Below are 14285 nucleotides of genomic sequence, written 5' to 3' on the forward strand. Positions count from 1 at the left end.
AATATTTATAAAATATTTTTGTAGCTTTTATTATCAAATCAAAAAAGTATTATTGTCTCCTTTTGATTATGAACCAGTTGATTTGTCAACAATAATTTTTTATTGATTTATGGCTTTTACCAAACCGAAACTTAGCTTTTGGCAAATTATAAATATGAATGTCGGTTTTTTTGGCATTCAGTACAGTTTCGGGTTGCAGCAAACCGCCATAAATCCTTTATACACTTTTTTGCATGCCCGCGCTGACCAGTTGCCGCTGCTAAATTTGGCAGGGCCGATGACTGGTTTATTGATCCAACCCTTAATAGGAGCTTTAAGCGACAAAACCTGGCACCCGCGATGGGGGAGGCGTAAACCCTATTTTTTAATGGGCGCGGTTTTTTGCAGCCTTTGCCTTTTTTCATTCCCGTTTAGCCGCACGCTATGGATGGCAGCCGGGCTGTTATGGATCCTGGACGCGGCCAACAATACAGCAATGGAACCTTATCGCGCCTTTATTGCCGATAAATTACCCGATAAGCAACGGGCATTGGGCTTTTTAACGCAAAGCTTTTTTACCGGGCTGGGTATTACCCTGGCTAACCTTTCGCTGGGCTTTTTTAAAAACATTATTACCGGCGAAACCAAAACAGCAGACGGCCAGTCGGGCATCCCGTATTGGGTTTTTGGTTCATTTTTCGTTGGCGCGGTTTGCTCCATAGTGTCAGTAGTTTGGTCGGTGATAACCACCCCGGAGATCCCGCCGACAGATGAGGAGCTCGAGGAACTTCGCGCCCGCAAAAAAGGTTTTCTTGAACCCATAAAGGAAATTTTTGCCGCTATTGGTGACATGCCCTCCGTAATGTGGAAGCTTGCCCTGGTTTATCTGTTCCAATGGTATGCCATGTTTTGTTACTGGCAGTTTGTATCGTTAAGTATAGCAAAAACCGTATTCCATACTACGCCCGATGGCAACAAGGAATTGTATGAACAAGCAGTAGTTTGGGCAGGTAAAGTAAACGGTTTTTATAATATCATTACTTTTACGTCAGCATTCGGGCTGGTTTGGCTGGCACGTAAAATCAGCGCTAAATATGTGCATATCGCCTGCCTGGCGATGGCGGGGATAGGCCTGCTGGTATTTGTGCACATTACCGACAGGATGCTTTTATTCGCACCAATGGTTGGCTTTGGTATCGCATGGGCAAGTATGATGGGCGTACCCTACATCATGGTGGTTGGTAATATCCCTAAAGAAAGGTATGGCGTTTATATGGGCATCATCAATATGATGATTGTTGTGCCAATGATCTTACAAACGCTTAGCTTTGGTTATGTATACAAAAACTTCCTCGGCGATAACCCGACCAATGCTATTACTTTTGCCGGGGTATTGTTATTGATCGCCGCTTTGGCAACAACCCGAATAAAAAAGGATGTGGTAACTGAAGATATCCCGATGGCTGTGGGCGGTCATTAACGAGCGCAGGAAACAATAAGATACTTTTTTGAACTAATAACGTGTACAATTCTTCTATCCATCAGCAGGTCAATGCTGCATTACAAAAAAACAATATCGACATCGCCGGGGCCGACAACCTTTTCTATACCCGGATGATCGCCAACGCCGATGCGGTATATAACTTATATAACGAGATATACAGCAATCATGCCGCCGGCAAAAGTGCTTTTGATGAATTGATAGAGGTTATCATCAATTCTTATAAAACCCGTTCATCGGTTTTAAAAGCCCGGGATCTTGAAAAAGAAAACAAAGGGAACTGGTTTTTAAGCAACGAAATTACAGGTATGAGCCTGTACGTCGACCGTTTTGGCGGAAACCTAAAGGGGCTGGGTAACAAGTTGGATCATTTTGAAAAGCTGGGTGTCAACCTGCTGCATCTCCTCCCGGTTTTTGAGAGCCCTGAGGGAGAAAGCGATGGCGGCTATGCCGTTTCTGATTTCAGAAAGGTGGACAAACGTTTTGGCACGTTGGACGATCTGAAAGCCGTCCGTAAAAAAATGGATAAAAAAGGCATGTACCTGATGCAGGATATCGTGCTGAACCATACCTCGCGCCGCCATGAGTGGGCCGAAAAAGCGAGGCAGGGTGATGCTAAATACCAGGATTATTTTTACATGTTTAATGACAGGGCTATTCCTGATGAATATGAAAAAGCTATGCCGGAGGTTTTCCCGGAAAGCGCCCCCGGAAATTTTACCTGGATTCCTGAATGCAATAAATGGGTGATGACGGTATTCCACAATTACCAATGGGACTTAAACTTTACCAATCCAGCTGTATTGGTGGATATGCTGGATAATATTTTCTTTTACGCCAATATTGGGGTTGATATTTTGCGGATCGACGCCCCGGCGTTTATCTGGAAACAAATCGGCACCAATTGCCAGAATCTGCCGCAGGCGCATACTTTGCTCCGTTTAATAAAACAGTGCGTTATTGCCGCTGCCCCCGGGATGGCGATTTTGGGCGAAGCCATTGTTAGCCCCGAAGAGATCATGAAATACTTCGGTACTGGCGAGTACACCGCAAAGGAATGCGATTTTGCCTATAACGCCACGCAAATGGCGCTGCAATGGGATATGCTGGCCACCGGCGATACGCGCGTCATGCTGGCAGCGCAACCCGGTCTATTGAAAAAGCCATACGGTACTTCGTGGATAACCTACACCCGCTGCCATGACGATATCGGCCTGGCCTATGACGACCACATGATCCGGTCTGCAGGATACGACCCATACCTTCATCGCAAATACCTGAAGGAATACTATGAAGGCAGTTTCCCCGGCAGCCCTTCAAAAGGGGCCTTGTTTTCCTCTAACCCTAAAACCGGCGATGCACGGATCAGCGGTACGCTGGCATCGTTATGCGGACTGGAAAAAGCCATTGAAGCTGATGACAACGCTGCTGTAAACCAGTCAATTAATAAAATTTTGCTGATGCAGGCCCATGGCTTTTTCCTGGGCGGGGTGCCGATGCTTTTTTATGGCGATGAACTGGGTTATTGCAATGATTACTCGTACCTGGATGACCCCGGCAAAAGTTATGATAACCGCTGGATGCACCGGCCAGTTATTGACTGGGAAAAGAATAGAAAAATTGACGAACGGGGAACGATTGAGCATAGGATATTTTCAGCCACGCAAAAATTGATAAGTATCCGAAAAAAATTACCCCTGATCGGCGATTATAAAAATATTGCCTGGCTGCCGCCTTTTAATATTCACGTTGCTGCCTATTTAAGAACGCTTGGCGGGCACCAGTTTTATAGTGTGTTTAATTTTAGTGAAGAACCCTCCTATTTAAAATGGAGCGCCTTTAAGGACAAAGGGATCACCCCGCTGAAATTTTACGACCATATTGCAGCAAAAGAGGTGGTTGCAGGCCCGGATAATGAGCATTTGATTATTGAAGGGTACGGTTTTTATTTACTTTCGGTTGTCGACGGTAAATAAGTAATTTAAACACGTTTGATTTTTTGATGATATAAATTTCTACCTTTAAAATGGCAATTATTTATAAAAACGCAGGTTAATATGAAAAGTACCATCACAAAGCATTTATTCTTTATGCTCATTGCAGCCATGCCCTTTATTGCAGGCGCGCAGGTGATACAAATTACAGGTAAGGCAAATCCGGAAGTAAGTACAGAAAGGTTGAAAAGAATTGACACCCTGGTGCAGGATTACCTGGATAAGGGATGGATTAAAGGTATTGTAACGCTGGTAGTTAAAGATAACCAGGTGGTACAGTATAAAGGTTATGGTTATGCCGATGCGGAGACCAAAAAACCAATGGAAAAAGATGCCATTTTCCGGATCATGAGCCAAACAAAGGGTATAACAAGTGTGGGCATGATGATCCTTTATGAGCATGGCAAATTTTTACTTGATGAACCCATTGCTGATTTCATCCCCGAATTCAGGCACCCGGTGGTTATTGATAAATTTAATGCTGCCGATACGACCTATACAACGGTGCCGGCTAAAAGAGAGATCACCATCCGCGACTTGCTTACGCATAGCTCAGGAATCGACTACACAGATATTGGTACCAAAGCCGGTAGTGCTATTTATACAAAAGCGCATATTCCATCAGGGCTTGGGTATTTTGATGCAACCCTGCTGGATAAAATGAAAGTACTGGCCAAACAGCCACTGATGTTTCAGCCCGGCGAAAAATGGCAATATGGCTTAAACTCCGACCTATTGGGCTGTTTAATTGAAGTGATCAGCGGTATGTCGCTTGATGATTTTTTTGCCAGAAATATTTTTCAGCCCCTGGGTATGAAGGATACCTATTTTAACGTACCGGCCTCAAAAGCCGGCCGCATGGCAACAGTTTACACCGAAGATTCCTTACAGCATGTTATTAAATGGAACCATACCTTTCGGCACATTGATCCGGATTACCCGCTTATGAAAAAGCGTTATTTCGCGGGAGGCGCCGGCTTATCCGGTACAGCATTTGATTATGCCATTTTTATGCAGATGCTGCTAAACGGTGGCATTTATAACGGGCACAGGATACTTTCACCGCGTACCATTCAAATGATGACCAGCAGCCAGCTCGATTTTCCGTTTAACGGGATGGATAACTTCGGCCTGGGCTTCGGGATTGCGAGCGCAAAATCCGCTGCCCGTACTGCACGCACAGAAGGCACTTTTTCGTGGGGTGGTTATTATGGCACGTCATATTTTGCCGATCCGAACAAACATATGGTATGCCTTATCATGACGCAGCAATCGCCAAACAGCCATGGTGATATCATACCAAAGATTGAAGCGATCATCTATTCAAGCCTGTTAAAATGAAAAAGTATTTACTTATTATCGCATGTTCAATGAGTTTAATTGCAAAAGCACAGGTACCCGCCGAGATCAGTCTGTGGCCTCAAAACAGGCTGACCGATACTGCCATGGGGCACAAACTGGAGGAGCACGATATGAGCAAGCCCGGCGAAGAGTTAGTAGCAGGGAAAGAGGTGATACGGCTGGCAGAGGTTACTAACCCAACGATAAAGATCTTTAAGCCAAAAAATCCAAACGGAACTGCTGTTATTGTTTGTCCGGGTGGTGGTTACTATATCCTGGCCCTGGACCTTGAAGGTACCGAGCTGTGTAACTGGTATAATTCAATTGGCGTTACTGCAATCCTTTTAAAATATCGGGTACCGGCCGCTCCCGGAAAATTGAGGTACGAATTGCCCTTACAGGATGCGCAAAGAGCTGTCGGTTTGGTCAGGTTAAACGCGGCAAAATGGGGTATTAAACCAGATCATATCGGGATTATGGGCTTTTCTGCCGGGGGGCATCTGTCTGCCCTGGTGAGTAACAGCTATGCTAAAAGGACATATGAGCACGTGGACGAGGCGGATAACGTAAGTTGCAGGCCTGATTTTACTATTTTAGTTTACCCGGCTTACCTGGTTAATGATAAAGAAGATGGTAAACTGGCCCCCGAAATACAGGTTAGTGCCAATACTCCGCCAACTTTTATCATGCAAACTGAGGATGATCCTATAAATGTGGAAAATGCTTTGTATTATTACCTCGCGTTAAAAAAATACAGTGTTCCGGCCGAGATGCATTTGTATCCGTCAGGCGGGCACGGTTATGGCATCAGGAATAAAAGTGGCGGCACTTCGGTTTACCCCCAATTGATCGAAAAGTGGCTTGCCGATAATAAATTTTAATAATACAGGCAATAAAAAAACTGTTTAACAACACGCTATTAAACAACAAAACAAATCAATAATTTAACGTTTGTTATAAACTGGATGGCAATACCAAATCTTTTGCCCTTTGAATAGTATATTTGACTCAATTATTTCTGCTTAGATTATGATTAAACTTTTTGTGGGAGGCTTTCCCCTTAATATTACGGAACTGGAATTGGTGATGCTGGTTAGTCCCCACGGAGAAGTAAATACCATCAAAATTGTTCGCGATAAAAAAACCGGGAAATGCAAAGGCTACGCTTTTTTGGAAATGAAAGACAAAGAAGGTGCTGACAGGGCAATGGAAGCGCTTGATGGATCCTTTATGGGCGACAGGCAATTGAGTGTAAAAATCACTATTGACAAACCTGTCCCGGTTAAAAAGCCGTCTTTTAAACCCAATAATAGTTACTCGTCTTCACCTGCATCCTATGTAAAAGTTGGCAGGCCCGGGGAGGATACAAAGAAGAAACGGCCCAGAAAGCAGTTTTAGCAGTTTGCAAACGCCACGTAGCTTTGAAGTTAAAAATTTATTTTTTTTCTTGTCGCATTTAAAGGCAGACGCGGTTTTCTTAAAGGCTTTTTAATAGGTTTGTTGCAATGGAACATGTATTGGACAATCCTGCCTGGAATGCTTTGATCTCAGGCAACGAGCAACTCTCTTTGGGCAATGATTCGGTCAGGTATTTTGATAATGAAGTTTCGCCTTTTGCAGCATTTAAAGAAAATACGGAAGAAAATTTTCTGTTGCTTCATGAAATTCTTCCTCATAGCCGGCCGGTATTGTTTGTTAGCACGGTTGAAGTGAAAATCCCGGACGCCTGGAAAGTGTTGCGGGAGATCAGGGGCTTTCAGATGGTTTATGAAAAAGCGGAGCCGTTGTCTGAAATAAGCCTGGAATTAGTCACTTTAAGCGGCGAACATGTACCCCAAATGCTGGCCCTCACTCAATTAACAAACCCGGGCCCCTTTGCCTCCCAAACGATAGAATTTGGCCATTACAACGGTATTTTTGAAGGTGATAAATTGGTGGCTATGGCAGGCCAAAGGTTGCACCCCTTTAGTTATACCGAGGTGAGCGCTGTTTGTACCCATCCTGATCATACAGGAAAAGGTTATGCCCGGCAATTATTGCTTGCACAGATAAAAAGGATGAAAGCCGCTTCGAACATCCCTTTTTTGCATGTTAGAGACAGTAACGAACGCGCTATTAAAGTTTATGAAGACCTTGGATTTAACACCCGGACAAATGTTTACTTTTATTATATGATAAAAGCGTAGGCTACCATTACCGCATACCGGTATTTTTCGTTAATCCGCCTTTCAACTATTTAATTCAGGTATTTTTAACTTATTTTCACTGTAATTTACATGGTTTGTATCGCCATTTTAGAATGTCAGTCAATGCCGGTGTTACCAATTGCCCGGCGCCTGATAAAGGCTGAAAAATATAGAAATGAAAGAGATCAAAGCTATAATTAGTGCTTACGACAATATAGATAAAGCCAAAACAAGTGCGGCGCTGGCCACGGTTGTAAGGGTTGAGGGATCATCCTATAGACGTACCGGAGCCAGGATGCTGGTTACCGACGACGGTGTTTGGGTTGGCGGCATCAGCGGCGGCTGCCTGGAGGGTGATGCTTTGAAACGCGCCCGGCTGGCTATCGCCAAATCCGAGTCTTCCCTGATAACTTACGATACTACCGAGGATGATGCCTACCAGATTGGAGTTGGACTGGGTTGCAACGGGATCATTGACGTGTTGTTTACCCCGCTTCAATATCAGGATAAAAATAACCCCGTGGAGGTTTTAAAAACCTGCGTGGCTGCTAACCGGCAAACCAACGTATTGGTCACCATTACCAACCTTGAAGGCTTTTGGCCGGATTTGCGATCAGGCAATGTGATCCGGTATAAAACGGTTCAAAGCCTGGCTGTATTTGCTGATGCTGCCATCGAACAACAATTAGAAGAGCATGTAAACGCCCAAATTGACAGCGGTAAATCAAGGCACGTCGACATCGGGAAAGCAGGTGGCGAAAAATTAACGGTGTTTATTGAAATACTGCTGCCCGAGATCAGGCTGGTTTTAATGGGACATCAATATGACATTTACCCGCTTGCCAGGCTCACAAAGGAGGTTGGCTGGCAGGTAACCATGGTTTCGAACCCGCTGAAGATCAATACCAAAATAGCGGACACGGTGGATGCCATTTTTAGCTACGATCAGTTAAGTGATATACGGATTGACCGGTATACCGCCATCGTGTTGATGTCGCACGATTATAAAACCGATAAGGCAAATTTGCCAAAGGTGCTGCAGACGGAGGCTTTTTATATTGGTATGCTTGGCCCGAGGGTGCGCTCGGAAAAGATATTTAATGAACTGGCCAAAGAAGGCCAATCTATATCCGGCGAATACATGGAACGTATTTACGCGCCGGCCGGCCTGGATATCGGCGCATTAAGCCCCGAAGAGATTGCTTTATCCATAATTGCCGAGATAAAAACTGTTTTTTCAAAAAGAGGGGGTACCTTTTTAAAATTTAGACATTCACCTATCCACGAAAGAAGCTAAATTTTTTTACATTTGGTCATCACGCGGCGCCAGCTTCGCTTAGCAGGAGGGATTGCCGCTATGTTTTTTAATGGCTGATTGCTGGATAGCCTGAAATTTTTATGCTTTCTTTTAAAATTCCACATATGTGTAAACGCTTTTTTCTGTTTTCCTTTATTACTGTCATTACAACAATAAATTTTTCCGGGGCCCAAAACGTACCACTTATTCCGGTACCGGCACATTTGGTTATGGGAACAGGGACTTTTGATATCAGCCCGCAAACAACTATAGTTATCCCACATGGTTATTTCAGCGGCGAAGCTGATCAGCTTAACCAAATTTTGATAAAAGGTTTAGGTAAAAAACTGAGGGTTATAAATTCACAAGCGTTGCATTCTATACAACTGGTAAATGATGCATCTATTACCGCGCCTGAAGCCTATGGCCTTGAAATTACTCCTTCAAAGGTCACTATTTCAGCCGGATCGCCAGCCGGCATATTCCACGCAATCGAAACCATCAGGCAATTATTGCCCGCGGATATTGAAAGTGGAAAAACCTATAAGTATCTTTCAATACCTGCTTTAAAGATCAACGATGCCCCGGCGTATGCCTGGCGGGGGATGCACCTGGATGTTTCGCGGCATTTTTTTGGCATCAGTTATCTTAAAAAATTGATTGACGTAATGGCGCTATATAAAATGAATAAACTGCACCTGCATTTAACTGACGACCAGGGCTGGCGCATCGAAATTAAAAAATACCCGAAGCTCACCAGGGAAGGTGCATGGCGCTCGTTTGATATAAACGATTCGGTGTGCATGAAAAGGGAGAACGATAACCCTGATTTTAAGATAGATGGTTCACATATTATCCATCGTGACGGGAAATTACTTTACGGTGGATTTTATACCCAGCAGCAAATGAAAGCCATGGTGGCTTATGCCGCTTCCAGGCACATTGATATTATCCCCGAGATTGACATGCCCGGCCATATGATGGCCGCGATCAACGCTTATCCATTTTTAACCTGTAACGAAGTAAATAAAAAGAACGATTTTAGCGAACCCATCTGCCCCTGCAACGAAAAGACTTTTGAGTTTGCCGAAAATATTTTCACCGAGATTATGGCTATTTTTCCATCGGAATATATCCACATCGGGGGCGATGAAGTGGAAAGGTCTCAATGGGCAAAATCTCCGGCTTGCAAAGCATTGATGGAGCGTGAAGGAATAAAGGACCTGCCGGCGCTGCAAAGCTACTTCATCAACCGGATGGAAAAATTCTTCAACGCGAAAGGTCGCAAGCTGATTGGCTGGGACGAGATTATAGAAGGCGGAATAAGCTCTACAGCAAAAGTTATGTACTGGCGCACCTGGGTACCTGATGCCCCGGTTAAAGCGGTAAAAAATGGTAACCAGGTAATTATGGCGCCAGGTGAGCCGCTTTATTTTGATAATCAGCCCGACCAATATTCGGTATATAAAGTATATCACTTCAATCCTGTTCCCAAAGGCCTGACGTCAACTGAGGCAGGATTAATTATTGGCGGACAAGCCTGTACCTGGTCGGAAGCCATACCATCGGAGAAGCGGGCTGATTATATGATTATGCCCCGCATGACTGCGCTTGCCGAAAACTTATGGACGAATCAGCCCGGCGAATACGATTCATACACAAAAAGGCTAACCCTGCAATATAAACGACTGGATGCCTTAAAAGTACATTACCGGCTGCCAGATCTTCCGGGGATGATTACCGAAAATGTATTTACTGATGCAGATACATTGTCGGTTAAGAAACCACTTGCCGCGATGCGGATTTTTTATACAACTGATAATACGTTGCCGTCTAATTCATCAACAGAACTGAAGGGTGCTTTGGTCATCAGTAAATCACAAACTGTAAAGCTTGCTGCATTTACGCCCAACGGCTTGCGCGGGGATATTTATACACTCAACTATAAAAAGGAAAAATATGCCGAAGCCGTTACAGCCACAGCAACAAAGCCGGGATTAGTTTGCAGCTATTACAAAGCATTTTTTAAAAGTAGCCAATTGATTTCTGGTAAACCAGACAGCGCATTTACCAGCAACAGTATTTCTGTTCCTGAAAGCGTAAAAGCGCCGTCATTTGGATTACAGTATAGGGGGTATATAGATATTCCGGCCGATGGTATCTACAGCTTTTACTTAACTTGCGATGACGGCGGCATTTTGAAAATAGCCGGCGGCGAAACCGTGAATAACGACGGGCTGCACCCGGCTATTGAAAAGAACGGGCAGGTGGCGTTGCGCAAAGGCATGCAGCCCTTCGCGCTTGATTTTATTGAGGGCGGCGGCGGCTTCACCTTAAAATTAAAATACAGTATAAACGGGTCAGCTCCGCAGGAGATCCCATCCTCGTGGTTTAAAAATTAATACCTGATGAAAAATAAATTAACAGCACTTTTATTTTTGTTAAGCGGTGCAGCTGCACTGGCCCAACCTGCTCCCAAACCCTACGGCGTATTGCCTTCAAAACGGCAGTTGCACTGGCAGGAAACGGAGATGTATTGTATAGTTCATTTTAGCATGGCTACTTTTACGGATAAAGAATGGGGATATGGCGATGAGCCTAACCAAACTTTTAACCCCGCCCATTTCAGCGCGATGCAGATCCTGGGTGCAGCAAAGGCCGGCGGATTAAATGGCATTGTTGTAGTGGCCAAGCACCATGATGGATTTTGCCTGTGGCCTACAAAAACTACCGACCATAATGTGAGTAAAAGCCTGTACAAAAACGGGCATGGGGACATTTTAAGGGAGTATGAGCTCGCCACGCAAAAGCTGGGTATGAAAATGGGCTTGTATTGTTCACCCTGGGACAGGAACAACCCAATTTATGGTACGCCCGAATACGTTACCAATATTTATCGCAAACAATTAAAAGAGCTATACAGCAATTACGGGCCACTGTTTATGTCGTGGCACGATGGCGCTAACGGCGGAGACGGGTATTACGGCGGTACACGCGAAGTACGGAAGATAGATAAATCAACCTATTATGGCTGGAACGATACCTGGGCTATAACACGTAAAATGCAGCCAGGCGCTTGTCTTTTTGGCGACGTGGGCCCTGATGTTCGCTGGGTGGGTAATGAAGAAGGTCACGCAGGGGAAACCTGTTGGGCTACATTTACCCCTCATGCCGAGGAAGGGGACGTCCCTTCAAACGGCAACATAAAAGCATGGGAAAGCGTTGAAGGTACCCGCGGCGGTAAATATTGGATCCCGGCTGAATGCGATGTGCCTTTAAGACCGGGATGGTTTTACCACCAGTCGCAGGACGGCAAATCGAAAACGCCGTATCAACTGGTTGATCTTTACTATAAAAGTGTCGGTCGTGGTGCCTGCCTTGATCTTGGCTTGTCGCCTGATAAAACCGGGCAGCTCACCAGCGAGGATGTTAATAAGCTTAAACAGTTTGGGCAGATCATCAAAAAGACTTTTGCCGTAAACCTGGCACATGGTGCAACATTTACGGCCGACAATGTAAGGGGCCATAATCTGGCAAAATACGGGCCCGAAAAGTTGATGGATAATGATCGTTACTCATACTGGGCCACTGATGATGCAGTTACTAGTCCTGAACTGACTATTAACCTGCATAGCCCGAAGACTTTCAATGTAATACGTTTGCGCGAGAATATCAAGCTTGGTCAGCGGATTGATTCGATTGGGGTGGATGCCTGGCTGGCCGGCAAATGGACAAGAATAGCGGGTGTTACCTCCATTGGTGCCTGCCGGTTGATCCGCTTACCGCAAACCATTACATCGTCAAAAATCAGGCTACACATAAATGCGCCCGTTTGTATCGCGTTAAGCGACTTCGGACTTTTTAAGGAGCCTGTTCATTTAACCGCACCTGAAATTATAAGGGATAAGACAGGCAATGTCTCCATCGTTACCGAAGCACCGGTTGAAAGCATCCATTATACATTGGACGGCAGTGAACCAACCCTCAGATCAGCTTTATATGCTAAACCTATATCTTTAAAATATGGCGGGGTATTAAAAGCAGCAAGTTTCGACAGCCCTTCAGCACGCAGTGAAATAGCCATTAAACAGTTTGGGCTGTCCAAACAGAATTGGAAAGTACTTTCAACAAACCCATCATCCGGAAATGCGCAATCGGCTATTGATGAGGATCCATACACAACATGGAATACCACAGAAAAGGAAATGCCGCAGGAGATCAGCATATCATTAGGTGAAGAACGATTGATAAAAGCATTTACCTACCTGCCGAGGCAGGATAAGAAAATTGATGGTATTGCTGATCGTTATACTTTCAGTACCAGCACCGATGGGGTAACCTGGTCGCCAGTTGCGGAAGGTGAATTTTCCAATATCAAATCAAATCCGATCGAACAAACGGTTGCGCTTAAACAAGCGGCGAAAGCAAACTATTTTAAGTTTACGATAAAGCATGTGGTTAGCGGCAATGGGGTATCAGTTGCCGAAGTGGGTGTAATAGAATAATCGATAAGAACTTACCAAATTGGAAAACAACGCCAACGCTTACCAGTTATAATAAAACAAAGAAATTCCCGTAAATATCTCTACGGGAACTTCTTTGTTTATATGGAAGGTTGGCTTATATGTTCCAATCCGACTATCAAGATTATAAATATGACTGTAATAACCTCGATTTTGAGTTTTGCCTCAAACGCATCAGCGCTTTGTCTTTTATCTGGCGCACACGTTCGCGGGTAAGGCTAAATTTTTCGCCAATTTCCTCAAGGGAGTGAGCTGTGCTGCTACCAAGTCCAAAAAACAATACGATCACCTGACGTTCGCGCTCAGCTAAAATTCCAAGCGAACGTTTGATCTCCTGGGATAGTGAGTCGATGATCAGCATACTGTCTGTGCCTGCATCAGTGCTTTGCATCACGTCCAGCAGGGTGTTTTCTTCTCCAACAACAAATGGTGCGTCAAATGATAAATGACGGCCTGCATTCGCTAACGAGTCGGAGATCTTTTCAACAGTTGTTTCCAAATCCTCGGCCAATTCTTCAGGTGTAGGCACCCTTTCAAATTGTTGTTCCAATTTTGAAGAAGACTTGCGGATCTTGCTTAAAGAGCCCACCTGATTAAGCGGCAAACGCACAATCCGGCTTTGGTCTGCTACTGCAGACAAAATAGATTGACGGATCCACCATACAGCGTACGAAATAAATTTAAAACCTTTTGTTTCATCAAAACGCTTTGCAGCTTTTATCAGGCCAAGGTTTCCCTCGTTGATCAGGTCTCCAAGGGTTAAACCCTGGTTTTGGTACTGCTTTGCAACCGACACCACAAAACGAAGGTTGGTTTTTGTCAAGCGTTCCAATGCAGCCTGGTCGCCTTCGCGTATTTTTTGTGCCAGTATCACTTCTTCCTGCGCGGTGATCAGGTCAACTTTAGCGATTTCGCTTAAATATTTGTCCAGCGATTGTGACTCGCGGTTTGTTATTGACTGGGTTATTTTAAGTTGTCTCATGTAATTGCGGCAAAGGTAGTTAAAGTTATGTGGTTGTAATGTAAAGTGATTGAGGAAGTTGCAATCTTTTTGACAGGCATATTTTGCTCTGAAAATCAGTTATTTTGTTCATCCTTAGCTTGTTGACTAAGGATAGCGGAAAAAATAGGGCAAAAAAAATATTTTCGCCAATGGTGATACTTTCTGTTTAATTTAATTTTTATTCGTTTTCTAACAAAAAATAAATATAGCATTTAAAAATTCCATAAACCGCAGCACTTATTAACAAATAACAGCCGACAGATAATGGGGGCAATAGATGTTCGTATTTGTTAACAATTCCTTAACATAATAGTAATGATAACTACATAAACAATGCGGTACATTTAAGTGTTGTTATTGGTATAAGACTGAATTTCAGAACACGTTAATAACAAGCAACATAACATAATTTTAACATAATACTTTAATCAATATATCATGAAAAATCGCAGCGACATCGA

General features: G+C 44.0%; 10 protein-coding genes. 9 read left to right on the plus strand and 1 reads right to left on the minus strand.

The genetic code is table 11. The features are described from left to right. Positions 1-154: 154 nt before the first annotated feature. The 9 genes from QZY09_RS18725 (at position 155) to QZY09_RS18765 (ending at position 12803) form a co-directional block, all read left to right on the plus strand. Positions 155-1459 (plus strand): MFS transporter, encoded by a 1305-nt coding sequence (locus QZY09_RS18725; RefSeq protein ID WP_295674805.1) that lies wholly within the window; start codon positions 155-157, stop codon positions 1457-1459. Between the two features lie 41 nt (positions 1460-1500). After that, positions 1501-3456, plus strand: coding sequence for an amylosucrase (locus QZY09_RS18730; protein WP_295674806.1), 1956 nt, complete (start codon positions 1501-1503; stop codon positions 3454-3456). Between the two features lie 81 nt (positions 3457-3537). Beyond that, on the plus strand, positions 3538-4815 hold the full coding sequence (locus QZY09_RS18735; RefSeq protein WP_295674807.1) for a serine hydrolase: 1278 nt from the start codon (positions 3538-3540) through the stop codon (positions 4813-4815). Further along, entirely contained in the window at positions 4812-5696 is an 885-nt protein-coding gene (locus tag QZY09_RS18740; protein WP_295674808.1) for an alpha/beta hydrolase, read from the plus strand. Before QZY09_RS18735 ends, QZY09_RS18740 begins: the two co-directional genes overlap by 4 nt. 148 nt (positions 5697-5844) lie before the next feature. Then, positions 5845-6213 (plus strand): RNA-binding protein, encoded by a 369-nt coding sequence (locus QZY09_RS18745; RefSeq protein WP_295674809.1) that lies wholly within the window; start codon positions 5845-5847, stop codon positions 6211-6213. A 107-nt stretch (positions 6214-6320) separates the two neighbouring features. Further along, positions 6321-7001 (plus strand): GNAT family N-acetyltransferase, encoded by a 681-nt coding sequence (locus QZY09_RS18750; protein ID WP_295674810.1) that lies wholly within the window; start codon positions 6321-6323, stop codon positions 6999-7001. Positions 7002-7176: 175 nt separating this feature from the next. Continuing rightward, entirely contained in the window at positions 7177-8298 is a 1122-nt protein-coding gene (locus tag QZY09_RS18755) for an XdhC family protein (RefSeq protein WP_295674811.1), read from the plus strand. 125 nt (positions 8299-8423) lie between these two features. Then, the gene (locus QZY09_RS18760) at positions 8424-10700 is read left to right on the plus strand and encodes a family 20 glycosylhydrolase (protein WP_295674812.1); all 2277 of its coding nucleotides are present in this window, start codon (positions 8424-8426) and stop codon (positions 10698-10700) included. 6 nt (positions 10701-10706) lie between these two features. Next, positions 10707-12803 carry an alpha-L-fucosidase gene (locus tag QZY09_RS18765; protein ID WP_295674813.1) on the plus strand — a complete coding sequence of 699 codons (2097 nt, stop codon included), beginning with the start codon at positions 10707-10709 and terminating at the stop codon, positions 12801-12803. A gap of 142 nt (positions 12804-12945) precedes the next feature. Here QZY09_RS18765 and QZY09_RS18770 read toward each other — a convergent pair whose 3' ends face one another. Further along, complete coding sequence (locus QZY09_RS18770; RefSeq protein ID WP_096354199.1) at positions 12946-13803, minus strand: RNA polymerase sigma factor RpoD/SigA; 858 nt, start codon at positions 13801-13803, stop codon at positions 12946-12948. Positions 13804-14285: the final 482 nt, after the last annotated feature.

Source organism: uncultured Mucilaginibacter sp., from assembly GCF_903913935.1.
In the GTDB taxonomy this organism is placed as follows: domain Bacteria; phylum Bacteroidota; class Bacteroidia; order Sphingobacteriales; family Sphingobacteriaceae; genus Mucilaginibacter.